Source organism: Flavitalea flava (assembly GCF_054461575.1).
Window position 1 is genome coordinate 233,382 of sequence record NZ_JBTLQH010000001.1, and the last position, 18,413, is coordinate 251,794.

Annotated in this window: 13 protein-coding genes; 9 read left to right on the top strand and 4 right to left on the bottom strand. The window is 46.0% G+C overall.

Translation table 11 applies throughout. The features are described 5' to 3' along the window. Nucleotides 1-39: 39 nt before the first annotated feature. Together ACX0G9_RS00830 and ACX0G9_RS00835 are read left to right on the top strand one after the other, a co-directional pair. Nucleotides 40-1,449: a deoxyguanosinetriphosphate triphosphohydrolase gene (locus ACX0G9_RS00830; protein ID WP_459062936.1), complete on the top strand. Its 1,410-nt coding sequence runs from the start codon at nt 40-42 to the stop codon at nt 1,447-1,449. Nucleotides 1,450-1,507: 58 nt separating this feature from the next. Next, entirely contained in the window at nt 1,508-3,130 is a 1,623-nt protein-coding gene (locus ACX0G9_RS00835; RefSeq protein ID WP_459062937.1) for a hypothetical protein, read from the top strand. Between the two features lie 48 nt (nt 3,131-3,178). On the opposite strand, the gene ACX0G9_RS00840 is transcribed toward ACX0G9_RS00835, so the two are convergent. The 3 genes from ACX0G9_RS00840 to ACX0G9_RS00850 all read right to left on the bottom strand — a co-directional run bounded on the left by ACX0G9_RS00840 (nt 3,179) and on the right by ACX0G9_RS00850 (nt 6,872). Then, the gene (locus tag ACX0G9_RS00840; protein ID WP_459062938.1) at nt 3,179-4,534 is read right to left on the bottom strand and encodes a Gfo/Idh/MocA family protein; all 1,356 of its coding nucleotides are present in this window, start codon (nt 4,532-4,534) and stop codon (nt 3,179-3,181) included. Nucleotides 4,535-4,575: 41 nt separating this feature from the next. Beyond that, nucleotides 4,576-5,637, bottom strand: coding sequence for a phosphotransferase enzyme family protein (locus ACX0G9_RS00845; RefSeq protein ID WP_459062939.1), 1,062 nt, complete (start codon nt 5,635-5,637; stop codon nt 4,576-4,578). A 92-nt stretch (nt 5,638-5,729) separates the two neighbouring features. Continuing rightward, entirely contained in the window at nt 5,730-6,872 is a 1,143-nt protein-coding gene (locus ACX0G9_RS00850; RefSeq protein WP_459062940.1) for a LacI family DNA-binding transcriptional regulator, read from the bottom strand. Nucleotides 6,873-7,065: 193 nt separating this feature from the next. Here ACX0G9_RS00850 and ACX0G9_RS00855 point away from each other — a divergent pair, with 193 nt between their 5' ends. The 6 genes from ACX0G9_RS00855 to ACX0G9_RS00880 all read left to right on the top strand — a co-directional run bounded on the left by ACX0G9_RS00855 (nt 7,066) and on the right by ACX0G9_RS00880 (nt 15,478). After that, on the top strand, nt 7,066-7,299 hold the full coding sequence (locus ACX0G9_RS00855) for a helix-turn-helix domain-containing protein (RefSeq protein ID WP_459062941.1): 234 nt from the start codon (nt 7,066-7,068) through the stop codon (nt 7,297-7,299). Between the two features lie 56 nt (nt 7,300-7,355). Beyond that, entirely contained in the window at nt 7,356-7,577 is a 222-nt protein-coding gene (locus ACX0G9_RS00860) for a helix-turn-helix domain-containing protein (protein WP_459062942.1), read from the top strand. A 114-nt stretch (nt 7,578-7,691) separates the two neighbouring features. Beyond that, nucleotides 7,692-7,931 (top strand): hypothetical protein, encoded by a 240-nt coding sequence (locus ACX0G9_RS00865; protein ID WP_459062943.1) that lies wholly within the window; start codon nt 7,692-7,694, stop codon nt 7,929-7,931. A gap of 96 nt (nt 7,932-8,027) precedes the next feature. Next, nucleotides 8,028-10,451, top strand: a complete 2,424-nt coding sequence (locus ACX0G9_RS00870; RefSeq protein ID WP_459062944.1) for a beta-L-arabinofuranosidase domain-containing protein — start codon at nt 8,028-8,030, stop codon at nt 10,449-10,451. Nucleotides 10,452-10,697: 246 nt separating this feature from the next. Beyond that, on the top strand, nt 10,698-13,814 hold the full coding sequence (locus ACX0G9_RS00875; protein WP_459062945.1) for a SusC/RagA family TonB-linked outer membrane protein: 3,117 nt from the start codon (nt 10,698-10,700) through the stop codon (nt 13,812-13,814). Between the two features lie 32 nt (nt 13,815-13,846). Then, entirely contained in the window at nt 13,847-15,478 is a 1,632-nt protein-coding gene (locus ACX0G9_RS00880; RefSeq protein ID WP_459062946.1) for a RagB/SusD family nutrient uptake outer membrane protein, read from the top strand. Between the two features lie 35 nt (nt 15,479-15,513). Here ACX0G9_RS00880 and ACX0G9_RS00885 read toward each other — a convergent pair whose 3' ends face one another. Further along, nucleotides 15,514-16,401 carry an AraC family transcriptional regulator gene (locus tag ACX0G9_RS00885; protein ID WP_459062947.1) on the bottom strand — a complete coding sequence of 296 codons (888 nt, stop codon included), beginning with the start codon at nt 16,399-16,401 and terminating at the stop codon, nt 15,514-15,516. A gap of 242 nt (nt 16,402-16,643) precedes the next feature. On the opposite strand from ACX0G9_RS00885, the gene ACX0G9_RS00890 reads away from it, so the two are divergent. Continuing rightward, the gene (locus ACX0G9_RS00890; protein ID WP_459062948.1) at nt 16,644-18,362 is read left to right on the top strand and encodes a DUF885 family protein; all 1,719 of its coding nucleotides are present in this window, start codon (nt 16,644-16,646) and stop codon (nt 18,360-18,362) included. Nucleotides 18,363-18,413 lie beyond the last annotated feature (51 nt).

Consider the following 18,413-nt stretch of genomic DNA (forward strand, 5'->3'; position numbering starts at 1 on the left):
GACAAATTTTCAGCAGCTCCCCGGGATAAATTTTTCCGTATGCAAAGAATGAACTGGCGACAATTATATAGTCCTTTACGGACAGGATCAGAGAAAAAATCGACTACGCCTTCAACAGGTTCCGGGGATTCTCCTCTTCGTACCTCTTTTCTCCGGGATTATGACCGCATAATTTTCTCCTCCGCTTTCCGGCGTTTGCAGAATAAAACACAGGTATTCCCCTTGCCTGGCGCTGTATTTGTCCATAACCGTTTAACGCATAGCCTGGAAGTGGCTTCGGTTGGCCGTTCATTAGGGAAGGCCGTGGGTGATGCCCTCGCTGACAAACATTCACAGAACGGGGATGAATTCAGGGAATTCTATAAATATGAATTGCCCTCTGTCATCGCGGCAGGCTGCCTGGCCCACGATATTGGCAATCCTCCCTTCGGTCATTCGGGAGAAGATGCGATCCGTACCTTTTTCCGCAGTTTGGAAGGATCTGCTAAAGAACGGTTTGTTGGTGAGCTCACCGAAAATCAGCAACGTGATTTTCTGTATTTCGAAGGCAATGCCAATGCCTTCAGGACCCTCACCCATACCTTCAATGAGGATGCACGTGGCGGTTTCCGTTTGACCTATGCGACACTTGCCTCTATTGTAAAATATCCGGCCGATAGCCAGCATGGCTTTAATAAAAAACAACTGGCAACCAAAAAATCCGGTTTTTTTGATTCGGAGATTGATACCTATACGGCTATTGCCAAAGAACTGGGGATACCCCGAACCGAAAACGGGAAAAACGTTTTTGCGCGCCATCCCTTTGTTTACCTGGTGGAAGCGGCAGATGATATCTGTTACCGGGTCATCGATTTTGAAGATGCCCACAGGTTGAATATTATTTCCATCGATACCATTAAAGATCTTTTCCTTTCTTTTTTTGACGCTGAAGAAGGATATGATGCGCGTGACCGGGTAGAGAAGACCCTGAACGGTATCAAGGATGGTAATCAGAAAGTTCAGTTCCTGAGGGCCAAACTGATCAATTTGCTGATCCATCGTGTCTGTGATGTGTTCATGAATAACGAAGATGCCTTACTGGAAGGCAGGCTGGAAAAATCCCTGATCGATTATTTGCCGGCCAGGGAAGTGGAACTGGTAAAAAAGATCGATTCCTTTTCCGTTCAGCATATCTACAACCACCGGTCGGTCGTTGAGATCGAAATCGCCGGTTATAACGTGATCGGGGGTATGCTAAAGGAGTTTTTTGCCGCCGTCCTCCATCCTGAATCTTCCAAATCGGAAAAACTGCTTCAGCTTATATCCGGGCAATTCGTCATTACCGGAGATCCCTCCCGTCTGTACTACGACACGCAATCGGTAGTCGATTTTATATCCGGAATGACGGATCTCTATGCTGTGGACCTGTACAGAAAGATCACCGGGATGGCCTTTCCGCAGATCCGGTAAAAAACACACTATGGCCCAACCGGCATAAATCAGTATATTAGGGAATATTGTCAGCCTCATGTTTATTGCCGGTAACCTTCCTGATGATCGAACAACGCCTGCGTTCCGCGAAGGGAGGTTATGGATCATATTCTTCTTTTACGCCATAGTCCTGATCCTGACTATGGCTAATCATGAGCTTTGGGGGGATGAGCTTCATAGCTGGAATATTGCCAAGGGGAGCGGGAGTTATTTGTCCTTGCTTCTCAACACCCGGTACGAAGGACATCCTCCTGTCTGGTATACCCTCCTTTGGTTGATCGGAAAGATCTCCCATAATCCTGTAAGTCTGCAGCTAACGCAGGGCATATTATCGATGGCCATGATTTTTCTGTTATTGTTTTTTTCTCCTTTGCCTTTTTTTGCCAAAGGAATGATCCCTTTCGGATATTTTTTTCTGTTTGAATACGGCGTCTTAAGCAGGAATTATGCAGTTGGGCTGCTCCTGGCGTTTTGTCTTTGCCTGGTCCTGTTCAGGGGGTTCAGAGGCCGGCTCCTCCTATATTATTTATTGCTTTTTCTGTTGTCGAATACCCATTTGCTGGCCTTTCTGCTGGCTTGCAGTTTCCACCTGTACTTCCTGGTAAGCTTTTTAGAACGAAAAAAAAGCGTAAAAGGACTGATCCTGCATGTTTTGCTGGGGATCCTGACTTTGCTGCCTGCCTTATATTTCATCTCTCCTCCTTCCGATAGCCAGATCGCCCCTCATTTTTGGATAAACAGGTGGAATGTCAAAGAACAATTAGCTGTTGTTTTCCAGGCTCCGATTCGATCCTTTATTCCCATTCCCGCCTGGTGGAACGAACATTTCTGGAATACACAATTCCTGCTGGAATGGCAAAAGAAAACCAAATGGGTAGAAAACCTGATTCCTCTTTTATCCCTGACCATTATCGGCCTGGTGATCTTTATATTAGCAGGGAAAAGGCGGGCCTGTCTTTTTTTTATAACGAATTTGCTCCTGACCTTCGCGATGGCTTCCATTTTTCCCTTGAAGGATGCCCGGTATACCGGTTACCTGTATATTGGTTTTGTAGTCGCCTGGTGGTTATGCCTGTCTGAAGCCGAAACGCAAAAGACCGGAGACAATACTAATCTGCAAGGGCTCAGTCCCTTCATCACCGGTAAAAGAAGAACGATCCTGATCATCCTGTTTGCTCTTCAGTTGATCGGAGGCATTTATGCCTGCCTGAAAGATATCTCCTTACCCTTTTCCCAGATTTTCAGGGTAAAACAACTCCTTCAAAAAATTCCAATTAAGGAAGGCGAAGCAATGGTGGTATCTGATCATACCAGCGTTGATGATCTGGCAGCTTATACGGATAGTTCTTTTTATTGCCTGGACCTGCAGGGACGGAAATCCTATATTTTATGGGACCGGGATTTTGCCACCCGGACGGGCGGACCTCATCCTTATTCAGATGGGATAGCGTTGCTTTTCTCCGACTCCGGCGTCCAAAGTGGTACAAACCGGATCTACCTGGTTTCTGCATGGGCTCCTGACCGGATCGTTCAGGCCGACTCTTTGCTGCCACATACGTACCGGTTTAATCTGGTAGAAGAAATTACAGGGGCTGTAGAAAAAAGCAGCAACCTGTATCTGTACCGGATCGACCGGTTTCAGGACAGGTTGCTGCCTTAAATATATAGAACAATCAACGGCTTGCGGGGATCAATGATCCAGAGGGGATCAATAATCTCCTGTCAGCGCGAAATCATTTTTGCGGTACATCCATTGCCCTCCGGTGAAGTCGGGGAATTCAACCCGTTCGTTGCCCTGTTCGATGGAACTCTCGCTTAGCGGGGTGATGGCACTCCAGGCAGCGGCATCATACACGTCCTGCGGAGTGGGTTTGCCGCGTTTGACGGCTTCCACGAAGGCATGTAATACGAAGAAATCCATTCCTCCATGACCGGCGCCTTCCGTCTCCTTGCTCCATTTCTGCCATAACGGATGATCGTATTTGTCATACCATTGCTGTGCATTGTCCCATTCTTCGTCCTTGCTGACTCCTTCTACATAAATTCCTTTATTGACGTCCATCCACAGGCCATTGGTGCCCTGTACGCGGAAACCGAGGGAATAAGGGCGGGGAAGACTGGTGTCGTGTTGTAACAGGATCGTTTCCCCATTGGCGCATTTTAAATTAGTAGTTACCACATCGCCCAGGTTAAACCGTACACTGGCATTTGGATGATTGGGGCCACCTTTTTTTACGATATAATTATGCAGGCCTCTCGATTTGCTGGAATACGAGGTTAAGGAGAGGAAGCGGTTGCCGCGATTTATATCGATCATCATGGCAATCGGTCCGACTCCATGTGTAGGATATAGTTCCCCGTTACGGTGTACTGAATGGTTGGTACGCCAACGGGCTTCGGAGAATCCTTTTTCGCCAAACTCCGCTCCGGCGCCATGGCCGGTGCCGTCATTGAATTTTACTCCCCGGAGGTCATGCTGATAGCCGCCCTGAAGATGGATGATCTCTCCAAAGACGCCCTGGCGAACCATGTTCATTACGGCCATTACATCCCTGCGGTAGCAAACATTTTCCAGCATCATGACATTGGCCTTATTGTGTTCGGCTGCCTTTACAACATCCCAATGGTCCTGAAGGGTAATGCCCAGCACTACTTCGGTACCCACATATTTAATGCCGGCGGACAAAGCATCGAGGATCATCGGTGCATGCCATTCCCAGGGTGTGGCAATAATAACGGCATCCAGGTCTTTTAGTTCCAGCAACTTCCGGTAAGCATAATTATCCCCGGTAAAGATCCTGGGTTGGGCCTTGCCGGATTTTTTGATAATGTCATTGCTCCTTTGGAGCATCTGGGCGTCAACATCACAGATGGCGACCACTTCGGTGTCGGAACGCCTGAGTGCGAGGGAAAGGTGACCCTGACCCCTAAGGCCGGTGCCGATAAAACCTAATCTCACTTTCCGGTCGGGAGCACTTGCGAAAAGACGCTCCGGGTTGAACATCGCTAACCCTGCTGCGGCAAGGCTAACATCTTTGACGAATTTTCTCCGGGAAGAAGTCATAAGCGTTTGTATTTAAAAATGAATAATTTACCAGTTAAAAATTAAATGATTGCGTAACCTGCCACCAATCCGTTCAATAATTCCTCTTTTTCCGTTAACCGTTGCAACAAGGTGATCTGGTTGCCGGCACGAACCAGATTATGGCCTTCGTATTTTGCTCCATAATAAATATCGTTATTCAGGTGATCTGCCAGGAAACGGATGGCTTGCATATAGATCATGAACTTACCGGCATAGACGACATGGCCTATTTCTTTCTGGCTCAGTTCTTCTTTCATTTCTCCAAGGTACCCCTGAACGATGGCCTGGAAATAATCTTCCCGTACCGAGATCTTTTTGAAGTCCCTTTCTTCTTCACTTACCGGGGAAAGATAGGTGCGGAAGATATCCCCGAGGTCGCTGATAAAATACCCCGGCATAACGGTGTCCAGGTCGATCACACAAAGTCCCTTGTCAGAAGGGTCAAAAAGGACATTGCTGATCTTGGTGTCATGATGGGTTACCCTTATGCGGAACCCGGTATGGTTGCGGATATGTTCGAATTCCGTCAATATATAATCAAATTGGCGGAGGGTGTCGATCTGCTCTTTGGCTTCCCGGATACGGGACGGATTGCCCTGGGTCAGCGCTGTTTCAAATTGTTTGCACCGCAAGGAAAGATTATGGAAATCGGGTAAGGTAAAATGGAGCTGATCTGCCGGAAAGCCGGACAGGAGTTTGGTGAACTTCCCGAATTGCCGGGCCGCCTCATAGGCCAGCCGGCTGTCCTCAGCCACATCATAGGTATGCGAGCCCGGAACAAAGGGGATCAGGCGGAAATAGCCGTGTTCCTGGTCATAGACCAGGCTCCTTCCGTCCAGGGTATTCAAGGGTTTGATGAACAGGTATTCAGGAAAGTGCCGGTTAAGGTAATCCGCTACGGCATTGATATTTTCAGCAATGAGGTCAGGTTGCCCGAAAACATCCTGGTTGATATGCTGAAGGATATATTCCTTTCCTTTACTGGTTATTTTCCAGGTATGGTTGATCAGTCCCGTCCCATAGGCCCGGATTGTACACTCATCTTCCTTCAGGCCATAGGCCGCTAACACGCTAAAAAACATACGCTATTGAAATTGGAATAAAATTAGGCTTGTCAAACATAGGGAAGAAGGTTAGTATTTCCATAGGCAAACGATTGCGTATATTTTCCTGCCTATCTTCCGGGATGGACGATCAGTTTGGATTCTACGATGATTTTATACCAGGTATCCGGATCGGTATTCTGTTTGTTTTTTTCCAGGAGTTCCAACAAAGTTTCCGTTGCTTTCTGCCCCTGAAGATAGGGGAACTGCTCAACAGAGGCTACCGGGGGGAAAGCCGTATAGAGGCTGATCGGCAGGTTGGCGTAACTGACAAAAGTGAGATCTTTATTGATCCTTAGTTTCCGCTTTTTGGCGAATTGAACGGCATCCAGGGCCACATAATCGTTAAAAACTACGATAGCCGTCGGTTTTCGTTTTAAGGATAACAGACGGGTCATGGCTTTTTCCGTGCCTTCCCGGGTCAGATCGGATGAAACGACCAGGGTAGGATCATATTTGAGGCGGTGTTTCTTCATGGCCTTTATATATCCTTCTTCCCGTTGCTGGCTGGCAAATAGTTTTTCCGGTCCATTGACCATACCGATGATACGGTGCCCGCTGTTCAGCAGGAAATTGACAGCCTGGATCGTGCCTGATTCCATGTCGCAGGCGACATAGTGGATATTGGAAAGACCGGGAATCCGATCAAAAAATACAATAGGGATATTGTATTTTTTCAGCATTTCAAAATGCTCGTAATTTTCGGTGTTCTTGGCGATCGAAATGATTAGCCCGTCCACCCTGTGTTTTTTCATGGTTTCCACGATCTGTTTCTCCCGCTCTTCCATATCGTGCGATTGCCCCATGAGGACGGAGTAATTGCTTTTACCGGCAGTATCTTCGATCCCGCTGATGGCGGCGGAAAAAAAGGCTTCGGACAGTTCGGGGAGTATGACCCCGATGGTGAAGGTTTTTTTCTGCTGAAAAAAAATGGCCGTTTGATTTGGCTCGTAATTCAATTCTCTTGCCAATTGCTGCACGCGCATTTTTGTGCGCAGACCGATACTGGGATGGTCATGGAGGGCCCTTGATACCGTGGAGGCTGAAATGTTCAACCGTTTGGCTATTTCTTTTATGGTAGGGGGCCCCGGCATGGTGGTTTTTTCATAAAAGTAGTGGAAAAACAGACAATTCAGTGATCCACCTTTTCGCTGCACAAAAAGTTCTCCCCTTTGTACACCTGACCAATCGCCTCCCTGATCCGGGTATGGCATATAAATTTCGTATGGTATCCCCGGGCAGGATGCATATTGACGGCGATCAATAAGGGGCATTAACGGGATTGCCTAAATGAAGGGTGAGGGCATGAAAGATGTAAAGATAAGGTCTTTTTGGTTTGCGGTCTTAATAGACCTCAAATATTTTGAAAAAATCTTCCATCTTGGGCATTCATTAGGAAAATATATAATGATTACGCCTGCTGATAAAAAAGACCTGAAGAAATTCGGGGAAAATCTAAGAAAACTACGGAAAGCGAAAAACCTCAGTTTGCGTGAAATGTCGTATGCTTGCAGTATTGATAATAGCAAGATCGCCAAGATCGAAAAAGGTATGATCAATATCACGCTTACGACCATTTTGCAATTGGCCCTTGCCCTGGAAGCGCACCCCTCATCCTTGCTGAACTACGAGTTGGAGTAAACTTTTTTATTTACCCAATCAGGCAATGCCTGGTGGTACATATAAGTCATTTGCGTATGGATAGCAAGGAAGAAATTTTCCGTAAGTTCGGCCGGCAACTGGCACTAGTACGAAATCAGAAAAATATCAGTGTACGCGAACTGGCTGCGACCGCTTTCCTGTATGAAAGCCACGTCCATCAGATCGAAGCCGGAGAGGTCGATGTACTTTTTACGACCATCCTGGCGCTGGCCCAGGCGCTGGAGATAGAGCCCTCCGAATTACTGCAGGTCCTTTGACCGTAATTTACACCATACTACGGAAAAATACCTGGCTTATTTCCTATTGTATTCTTCACCGGCATGGCGTATTTTAGTCCACACTACACATCTCTCTATGAAAAACTATACAGTATGACAACATTTGCCGGAATCTTCTTTTCCCTCATTTCCATCTTTGGTTTGTTTAAAGGAAAATCGAAAAAATCCCTGAGAAAGATCGTTTTGGTGGCCTTCTCCATTTTTCTGATCCTGGCGCAGATCCTTTTTATCAATGATATTCTCAAACTGGAAGGTCAGGAGTTCATTGCCATATCAGGTTTGCTGAGTGGCATCATCCTGATTCTCGCTTTCCAGAAAAACGACCTTGAATAATGCCCCTTAATAAAAATTAAAATACGGTCAGTTTCTGTCAATATAATGAAAGGTGCAGGGTAAAAACTGTAGTAGCTTCGGCTAAATTATCTTGTCATGAAGAAACGCCCGGTTGGACTGTTGTCCATCGCCCTTAGCCTGTTAGTGACGGGTACTCTCTCTGCCCAGTCCTATGTTCCCGAATTCGCGAACCGGGAGATGAAGGTCGCTCCCGTAGTGAACATCGAAGCTTACCCTTTCGATATAAAAGAAGTACGTCTGTTGGACGGTCCGTTTAAGGAAGCCATGGAAGCCGATGCCCGGTATCTGCTGGTGATAGAGCCGGACCGCCTTCTGTCGGATTTCAGAGCCCACGCCGGCCTGAAGGCCAAGGGAGAGCGATATGGCGGTTGGGAATCCTCTGGGCTGGCCGGGCACTCTTTGGGTCATTACCTCTCCGCATGCGCCTTACAATACGCCTCAACGGATGATAGACGATACCTGGACAGGGTAAATTATATGGTCGATGAACTGGCGTTATGCCAGGCCGCCCGCGTAAAAGGGCGTGGCGAGGGTTATATCGGTGCCATACCCAGGGAGGATTCCTTGTGGATGGAAATTGCCGCAGGGCATATCCGATCCAGGGGATTCGATCTGAATGGGGCATGGTCTCCCTGGTACACCGTCCATAAGATCATGGCAGGCCTGCTGGATGCCTATCTTTATTGTAATAATGCCAAAGCCCTGCAGGTTGAAAAAAAGATGGCAGATTGGACGGGTACAATCGTCAACCCTCTCAGCGATTCGCTTCTGCAAAAAATGCTTTTCTGCGAATATGGAGGTATGAATGATGTATTGGTCAATACCTATTCTCTCACCGGGAATAAAAAATACCTGGATCTTTCCTATAAATTCCATGACAAACGTATTTTGGATTCCCTTTCACTAGGCCTTGATGTACTGGCCGGCAAACATTCCAACACCCAGATCCCCAAAGTGATCGGCTGCGCCAGGAGATACGAACTGACCGGTTCGGAAAAAGACAGACAAATCTCGGAATATTTCTGGGCTACGATTGTAAATAATTATTCCTATGCAACCGGCGGTAACAGTAATTATGAGTACCTGGGACAGCCACACAAGCTGAACGACCAGTTGACGGACAATACCACGGAAACCTGTAATACCTATAATATGCTGAAGCTTACCAGGCATCTTTTCGCCTGGCACCCCAAAGCATCCCTGATGGATTATTACGAAAGGGGCCTGTATAACCATATACTGGCTTCGCAAAATCATGATGACGGTATGATGTGTTATTTCGTAGCGCTCAGGATGGGAACCCGAAAAGAATACAGCGATTCCTTCAACACCTTTACCTGCTGTGTGGGTTCCGGTATGGAAAACCATGTAAAATATGGGGAAAGCATATATTTCAGGGGGAAGGACGGCAGCCTTTTTGTCAATTTGTTCATTCCCTCGCGCCTCAACTGGAAAGAGAAAGGGATTACCGTTGAACAACAAACGCATTTGCCTGCGGATGATAAAGTATCGCTGCTTATCGGCGTACAAAAGCCATCTGTCTTCTCAATCCGGATCCGTAAGCCATACTGGGCCGGGAAGGGGATCCTGCTGAACGTGAACGGAAAGGAACTGGAACATTATGGTACCGGAGCGGACGGGTATATTATTCTGGACCGGCTTTGGAAGAATGGTGATAAGATAGAGCTGACCCTTCCCGAGTCTATCCATACGGTGGCCATGCCGGATAATCCGGGTCGTATAGCTTTGTTCTATGGCCCGGTCATTTTGGCCGGAGTCCTGGGGAATACGGAACCCGATCCGGTAAAAGGTATCCCTGTCCTGGTCACCAATGAAAAGGATCCCAACAAATGGATAAAAAGAGAGGGAGATGAAAAATTAGCATTCCGGGCGGTAATGGCCACTGGTCAGCAGCATGAAGAGATGAAGGTGAAAATGATCCCCTTCAACCGGACAAAAAATGAATATTACAGCGTTTACTGGGATTATTTTACTCCCGAAACCTGGGCTGTCCAACAGGTAAAGTACCAGGAAGAAAAGAAAAAGAGACAGGAATTGGAAGACCTCACCATCGATAAATTACGGTTGGGTGAGATGCAGCCTGAAAGAGATCATTCCTTTACCGGCGAGAAGCTGAATACCGGTGAAGAACATGGCCAGAAATGGCGTTCGGCGGAAGAAGGAGGTAATTTCTCTTTTACAATGAAGGTAAATTCCACCGTAGACCATACCCTGATCTGTTCTTACTGGGGATCTGACCATCGTGGAAGAATATTTGATATCCAGATCGATGGTCATACTATAGCCACACAAGACCTGAATGGATTAAAAGAAAGTAAGTTTTATGAAATAAATTATCCTGTTGCCAAGGAATTGTTACAAGGCAAGGATAAAGTAGTGGTAACCTTCAAAGCCAAAACCGCCCGTAATTCCGTTGGCCCCGTATTCGGGACTATCAGGATGGTCAGGGCGGGCGACCCCCAGGTGATTACTCAATGATTCTAATGGCCGCATCCCGGAGATTAGTTTACCAGCCTCGCATTCGCGGGGCTGTTTTTGTTAAAAAAGGGATAGAAGAGGTTAAAATATGTGGATAGCCTTGATGGGCAGTAAATTAAATTTAGGGAGTGATTGTTAATCGTTTTTTTTAGACCTTTTTTTATACGTGTCAATTTAACAATTAATAATAATAATAAGATGGATTGCCAATGATTTTTTAAACACAACCAAAACAATAAAACACTTATGAAAAAGATCCTTTTTTCCTTTTTCACCCTACTGGCTATTTTTTATTCACCTGCCCTGCTTTATGCACAAAATGTTGGTGGTATAAAAAGATTTGTTTCGGGTAAGGTATCCGATTCAACCGGCAACCCTATATCAGGCGCCGTCGTCGCCCTGAAAGGAACAAAAAAAGGGGCGCCTACCGATGGGAACGGCATATTTAAACTGGATCTGCCAACACCAGGATCGGGCATATTGGTGATTTCCAATACGGGGTACACCACACAGGAGGTTAGCTTTACGGGAAATGAACGGTTCCTGGAAGTCTCCCTTAAAATCCGTAAAAATGAGTTAGACCAGGTTATCGTGGTAGGGTATGGCAAACAGAAAAAGGCTACGCTGACCGGTTCCGTTGCCCAAATAAGCGGCGAAGAGATCAGGCAGGGCAGTTCTGTGAACATCACCAATTCCCTGGCTGGACGGGTGCCTGGCCTGGTTGCCAATAACAGGAGTGGGGAGCCCGGCGCCGACGGCTCTGATTTATATATACGGGGAGTAGGGACCCTGGGAGATCCTGCCAATACCGCCGTTCCTCTGATCGTAATAGACGGTGTTGCTAACAGGAGCGGTCTTGAGCGATTAAATCCCAATGATATTGAGAGCATAAGCATTTTAAAAGATGCTGCTGCCGCCATTTATGGAGCCCAGGCAGCAAACGGAGTTATATTGGTGACCACGAAAAGAGGTAAGACAGGCAAACCTTCTATTTCTTATGATGGCAGTTTTGGTCTTTCGCAGCCTACCCGGATTCCAAAGCTGGTTAATGCAGCCGGGTATGCCATATATAAGAACGAATTAAATGCGAGGCTTAATCAACCGCTTGCTTTTACCCAGGATCAGATTGATAAATATAAGGCAGGAAATGATCCATTGAATTACCCCAGCACGGATTGGTACAAGACTGTTTTAAAACCATGGACACCCCAAACACAACATAGCGTAACCTTATCGGGGGGGAGTGATAAGGTTAAATATCTTTTATCCGGTATGTATTTATACCAGGACGCTTTTTACCGGAAGTCCGCCACCAATTACAACCAATATAACCTGCGTGCCAATATAGATGCACAGGTTACCGATAATTTTAAGATTTCTGTCGACCTGGCCGGCAGGATGGAGAACAGGGTTTATCAACCTACTCTTTCTGACCAGATCTTTTCTGATATCCTGGGGACTCCTCCCGGCTATGCGCCGTTTTATCCCAATGGCCTGCCAGCCAGAGGCACGCAAGGGGCCAATCCAATGCAGGAGGCTCAGGGATATGATGGCTATCGGAAGGCTAACACGAACTCCATCCAGACCCTCGTTTCCTTTGAATGGAAACTCCCTTTTATTACACCGGGTTTGTCCTTTACAGGGTTTGCCGCTCAGGATTTTAATTTTTATAATGGTAAATCTTTTACTCATCCTTTCGATCTGTATGATTATGATAGCACAACCAATCAGTTTACGAATGTTAAAGCCACTTTATTAGGCGATAATAATTCCATCCGGCTAAATGAGAATTATGGGAATAGCCATTTGAAAACCTATAACCTGAAGCTGGGCTATGAAAAACGTTTTGGAGGCCACAACATAAATGTTTTTGCAGCATTTGAACAAAGTAGTTATTATGATGAAGGGATCAGCGCTTTCAGAAAGAATTTTATAGGTACGGGATTGGATCAACTATTTGCCGGCAGCCCCTCCGGCGCCGATATTAATAATGGAGGAAGCGCCAGCCAGAATGCAAGACGTAATTATTTCGGAAGGATCGATTACGGATATAAAGATAAATATCTTTTTGAATTTACCATGCGCCGCGATGGTTCCTTTAATTTCCCTCCCGGCAGGCAATATGGTAACTTTCCGGGAATATCGGCCGGTTGGCGGATCTCCGAAGAGCCCTTTTTTAAAAAATTGGCGCCATTTGTAAACCAATTGAAGCTAAAAGCCTCCTATAGTTTGTTGGGTAATGATCGTGTAAGTTCTTACCAGTTCCTGCAGAGATATACATTGGTCGATCCTACTGATAACGGGCTCGCTTTTTATACCGGCTCGGATCCAAACACACCTACACAAACGCAGGCTTTAGCCACCGGGATTGCACCCAATCCAAATATAACCTGGGAAAAAGAAAAAAATAAGAATATCGGCATTGAATCTTCTTTGTGGAATGGTATGCTGGATTTTGGTATTGAATATTTCTTTGCCCACCGGTATGATATTCTTACACCCAGGAACGCATCCATTCCTACCAGTGCCGGGCTCCTTTTGCCGGATGAAAATATTGGAATTGTCGACAGGCATGGTTTGGAAATACAAATAGGCCACAAGGGAACAATTAATAAAGATCTTAATTATAATATCTCCGGCAATTTTACCTATACCAGTAACAAGGTAGTCTTTAACGATGAAGCACCGGGCGTTCCCCAATGGCAAAAGGTACAGGGCTATCCACTGGGATCCTGGCTGGTCTATAAGACGGATGGCATTTTCCATTCGCAGACTGATATTGATAAATACCCACACCTGGCTGGCACCAAGCCGGGGGATATAAAATACATAGACTATGACGGTGATAAAAAGATAACATCAAAAGACCAGGTGCGCAATTATGAAAGTCCGATACCACGCATCGTTTTTGGAATGACCATGGGCGCTAATTATAAAGGCTTTTCTCTTAATCTCCTCTTGCAGGGACAGGCCAGGGCCAAACAAATAATCCAGCCCAATGTCAATAACAATAAATATTTTGTCCCTCCTGCCTGGGTGTATACTAACAGATGGACAGCGGATAATCCCAACGCAAATTTGCCTGGCGCCTTTGACAGAACTAACAGTATTGATAACCTGCAATCGGATTTCTGGTTAAAAGACATGTCTTTCGTGAAATTAAAAAGTGTTCAGCTGGCCTATGGGTTTACTGCTACACGGCTTAAAAGTTTGGGCCTTACCGGTTGCAGGGTATATATAAGTGGATTTAACCTGTTCAGTGTAGATAAAGTAAAATATTATGACCCTGAAATAATAAATTATATAGGCGCTGCCTATCCGCAAACCCGGATTTTTACCATTGGAGCCAACCTTAGTTTTTAAACCTGTTTATTGTGCATAGTAAATAGAAATATATGAAATCTTTATTTTCTTCTTTGTGCCTGATGGCACTCCTCATCATATCAGCCAGTTCCTGCGAGAAAGATTTTTTAAGTAAGAAACCGCTCGATTCATTTTCGGATCCGGATGTTTGGTCCGACCTGAACCTGGTGCAGGCTTTTGTCAACGGGCAATATGCCGTTTTCCCCCATTTTGAAGGAGACGCATCCCTTAAAGCAGAGTTTCTGGCGATGGGTTGTGACGAAGGGTTCACCCAATATAATTATGCGAATGCCTGGGCCGTCAATACCGGCCAATGGACGCCGGACAACCTTTTCTCCGACACCTGGACGCTGGATTATAAATACATCAGTAACTGCAATGTTTTTTTCAGCAAAATCGGAACGGTTCCCTTATCCAGGTCTGCTGACTCGGCGTTTGCAAAAGAGTTGACCGGGGAGATGAAACTGATAAGGGGATATTGTTATTTCGACCTGGTGGAACGTTATGGCGGCGTACCCATTATCACTAAGACCTATGGATTAAAGGATACCAGTTTTCAGGTTAAACGAAATACCTATGATGAATGTGTAAGTTTTATAATAAATGACCTCGATTCTGCGGCCTTGCTTCTGCCCGCTAACCGGATCGGTGATGCAAGTTTTGGCAGGGGTACTGCCGCGGCCGCGATGGCATTAAAAGCCAGGTTGTTATTATATGCAGCCAGCCCTTTGAATAACGAATCCAATGACGTGGCAAGATGGCAAAAGGCAGCGGATGCGGCTAAAACTGCTATTGACTTTTGTGAAGCGAACGGATATGCCTTAAACCAGGACAATACCTATCAAAAGATATTTCTGGATAAACAAAATAGCGAAATACTCTTTTCCTACAATTTTAGCAGAACCCCCGGCGGAGGGATCGATCTGATCTCAGCAGCAAACCTGGATGGGGGATGGTCAGCAATCGCGCCTTCGCAAAATCTCGTTGACTCGTTTGAGATGGCCAATGGCAAAATGATAACAGACCCTTCCTCCGGATACGACCCCGCACATCCATATGATAACCGGGACCCCAGGTTTGCCGGTGATATTGTATACAATGGTTTGAGATACAGGGGCAGGACCTTTCAGGCCTTCAAGGGAGGCACAGATGATCCGCAAGGGGCTAATAATTCTCCAACTGGTTATAACTGGCGGAAATACATGGATGAGAGTATAAATATCAATAGCCAGACCAGTAATCAGAACTGGATCATATGCCGGTTGGCAGAATTATATCTGAACTATGCCGAAGCCGAATTTGAATTGGGTAATGAAAGCGTAGCACAAATCTATGTGAACAAAATAAGAAGCCGGGCGAGCGTGCAAATGCCGGGTATCACAGATAATGGTACTGCTTTACGGGATCGTATCCATCATGAAAGGCAGATCGAACTGTGTTTTGAGGGGCACCGGATCTTTGATACACGTCGTTGGAAAATCGCCGGTCAGACCGATAATAAACCTTTGATGGGTGTTCAGATTGAACAGGATAATAGCGGGTTTACGTATACCTACGTGGTTGTGCAGCCCCGGACCTTTCTTCCTGCCTATTATTTATGGCCGATACCCAGATATGAAACAAATAAAAATACCCTGTTGACACCAAATCCCGGATATAATTAAAACTTTTCTGTTTTTGCCGCTTTATGCTTTTCCTCTTAGGCCCCCAGTTCCACATGATGGAAATAACTTTCGACATAGTTGCTGGGTGATCTGGCCGTGATGCTTTTGAATACCCGGTTGAAATTGGTAATGCTGTTGAATCCGCAATTATATGCGACAGTGGCAATGCTGTCATAATTCCCGTCTGTCAGTTTTTTACAGGCTTCGTTGATGCGCACCTCGTTCAGGAAGGATACAAAAGTATGCAGCGTATGCTTTTTAAAATACCGGCAAAACGCCTGAGGGGTCATGTGGGCCTGTTTGGCGACATCTTCCAGGGTGATTGGCTTATCATATTGTTGCATAATATAGTTATAAATGGAGCCGATGCGGATGCCTTCGTGTTCGCTGTAGGCGGCCGGTTGGGAGCAGGCTGACAGGGGCGCCAATTCCTGGAAGGAACTCAATTGTTTCAGGATCTCCATAAAATGAATCAATTGGTCCACCCCTGAACTGCTCTGGATCCGCAGCATTTTGTTGGAGATCTCAGCGACGTGTTGCTGCGGCACTTTAAAACCTGCCTGTTGATTCTGCAGGAAATTTTTTACATTTTTTATTTCGGGTAGTTCGAAGAAAGAATCCAACTGGCCTTTTACATTGAAGAAAATATTGAGTGCCTGGATCTTTTTCCTGCTCTTCGGTAAAAAGTACGAAGGGTCGCTCTTGAAGATATGGGGAAGATTGGCACCCAGCCAGTAAATTTCGTTTGACCGGAAGGCATGCATATTGTTTTCCGCAACCAGAGTTCCCTCTCCCTGCTGTATCCAGGTCAATTGGATTTCCTGGTGCCTGTGCAAATGCGGGTAGAAATGAGGGAGCACATCTTTCTGAACAATGACGGTTTTGTCGTGGGGAACCGGGATGGTGAATTGCAGGACTTTCATGGCTGCTCTATTTAACTAAACGAGTTAAAAAATGGGGACCAATGTGAATGTACGGTATTTGCAAATATTATCTTATTATTATCAAAAATCAGTAAGTATAGGTTAAAATATGGCTATAAGGGGCTAAAATCCGGGTTTGTAATCCCTGTATCTTCGCTGTTAATAAATAATTACAAGAAGTTAAAATAGGTGAATATAAGTGTGGGGTGTCGCCTTAATTTTATTGATAAATATATCCACGGATGCGGATTTGCCTATTTTTATTATTGATAACCATGGAAATCGGGGTGGTGAATGGCCAGATTGACCCATCTTCCCTATATGCGCAAACAAGCGAGGTGAATAACCTGATGGTAAAATATACGGCGGACCATGGGAGCCTGGAGCGTTTTTATACCCTGACCGGCTCTCCGGAAAGACGGGAGCGGCTAACCTGGGTTGCCAAAGAATACCTGAAGAAATTGGAAGCATTACCTTTCGATCAGCTGAATGGAGGAGCACGGGTGGATTATATCCTGTTCAGCCGGCTATTGCAGGAACAATTACACGGACTTGCCCTGGAAGAAAAAGAGTCTGGCATAATAGGCCAATGGGTGCCCTTTGCCGACAGCATTTATGCCATTGAAAGGGCAAGACGAAGAGGGGCCGCTCCGGATGCAGAAAAATTAGCCGGACAATTGACCCGGATCGGTAAAGAAATCCAGGCTTGCCGCAAAAAAATAGAAACCGACCGGACGATCCCGGTAGCACTCAGCAAACGGGCTGAGGGAACTATAAAAGGGTTACAGGATGGGTTAAAAAGTGTTTTTGAGTTCTATAATGGATATGACCCATTGTTTACCTGGTGGATTCCTCTGCCCTATAAAAAACTGGATAGCCTTTTAGGGGAATATGCGGACCTTTTCCATGCAAAGGCCAGGATGGGCGCTCCTGTTAAGGACGACGGCAGCAGTATCGCCGGCAATCCAATAGGTAGGGAAGAGTTACTTCGAAGGCTGGATGTACAGATGATCCCTTATTCCCCCGAAGAACTGGTGTCGATCGCCAATAAGGAATTCGCCTGGTGCGACAAAGAAATGGAAATGGCCTCCAGGGATATGGGTTTTGGGGAAAATTGGAAGGCGGCACTGGAAAAAGTGAAGACCACCTACGTGCCTCCTTCCCGGCAGCCGGAAGCGATCATGGAATTGTATAATGAGTCTGTCGACTTCCTGAAAAAAAACGACTTGCTGACCATTCCCCCCATGGCCGAAGAGACCTGGCGGATGATCATGATGACACCGGAAAGGCAACTGATCAATCCTTTTTTCACAGGCGGGGAGGAATTGAGCGTTTCATACCCTACCAGTACAATGAGTCAGGAAGATAAGCTAATGAGTATGAGGGGTAATAATCCGCATTTCTCAAGGGCAACCGTTCATCATGAGTTGATAGCCGGGCACTTAATGCAGGAGTTTATGTGTAACAGGTATAAAACGTATCGTCATTTTGACAACCCCTTTTGGGGGGAAGGATGGGCCCTGTACTGGGAAATGTTTCTGTGGGACCAGCATTTTCCACGGTCACCGGAGGACAGGATAGGTATGCTGTTCTGGCGTATGCACCGCTGTGCCCGGATCATTTTTTCTTTGAATTATCACCTGGGGAAATGGACTCCCCGGCAATGCATCGATTTCCTGGTAGACCGGGTCGGACATGAACGTGCCAATGCGGAAGGAGAGGTGCGGCGTTCTTTTGTCGGTGGATATGATCCCTTATATCAGATAGCTTACATGATCGGAGGACTTCAATTCTATGCCCTGAAAAAAGAATTGGTGGACGGAGGAAAAATGACGGTCAAACAATTCCACGATGCCATTTTACAGGAGAATATGATGCCGGTGGAAATGGTAAGAGCTATACTTACCGGCCAGAACCTGCCCAGGGATTTTCATACAAGCTGGCGGTTTTATAAATTGTAAATCACCAGCCCTTAAAGGGATGAAAGCAAGTTGTCTTCTGAAATATTAACG

Bases quoted from the DNA above. Each gene is read 5' to 3' on its own strand.
- ACX0G9_RS00830 (WP_459062936.1), top strand. From the start codon at position 40: ATGCAAAGAATGAACTGGCGACAATTATATAGTCCTTTACGGACAGGA.
- ACX0G9_RS00835 (WP_459062937.1), top strand. From the start codon at position 1,508: ATGTTTATTGCCGGTAACCTTCCTGATGATCGAACAACGCCTGCGTTC.
- ACX0G9_RS00840 (WP_459062938.1), bottom strand. From the start codon at position 4,534: ATGACTTCTTCCCGGAGAAAATTCGTCAAAGATGTTAGCCTTGCCGCA.
- ACX0G9_RS00845 (WP_459062939.1), bottom strand. From the start codon at position 5,637: ATGTTTTTTAGCGTGTTAGCGGCCTATGGCCTGAAGGAAGATGAGTGT.
- ACX0G9_RS00850 (WP_459062940.1), bottom strand. From the start codon at position 6,872: ATGCCATACCCGGATCAGGGAGGCGATTGGTCAGGTGTACAAAGGGGA.
- ACX0G9_RS00855 (WP_459062941.1), top strand. From the start codon at position 7,066: ATGATTACGCCTGCTGATAAAAAAGACCTGAAGAAATTCGGGGAAAAT.
- ACX0G9_RS00860 (WP_459062942.1), top strand. From the start codon at position 7,356: ATGGATAGCAAGGAAGAAATTTTCCGTAAGTTCGGCCGGCAACTGGCA.
- ACX0G9_RS00865 (WP_459062943.1), top strand. From the start codon at position 7,692: ATGACAACATTTGCCGGAATCTTCTTTTCCCTCATTTCCATCTTTGGT.
- ACX0G9_RS00870 (WP_459062944.1), top strand. From the start codon at position 8,028: ATGAAGAAACGCCCGGTTGGACTGTTGTCCATCGCCCTTAGCCTGTTA.
- ACX0G9_RS00875 (WP_459062945.1), top strand. From the start codon at position 10,698: ATGAAAAAGATCCTTTTTTCCTTTTTCACCCTACTGGCTATTTTTTAT.
- ACX0G9_RS00880 (WP_459062946.1), top strand. From the start codon at position 13,847: ATGAAATCTTTATTTTCTTCTTTGTGCCTGATGGCACTCCTCATCATA.
- ACX0G9_RS00885 (WP_459062947.1), bottom strand. From the start codon at position 16,401: ATGAAAGTCCTGCAATTCACCATCCCGGTTCCCCACGACAAAACCGTC.
- ACX0G9_RS00890 (WP_459062948.1), top strand. From the start codon at position 16,644: ATGCGGATTTGCCTATTTTTATTATTGATAACCATGGAAATCGGGGTG.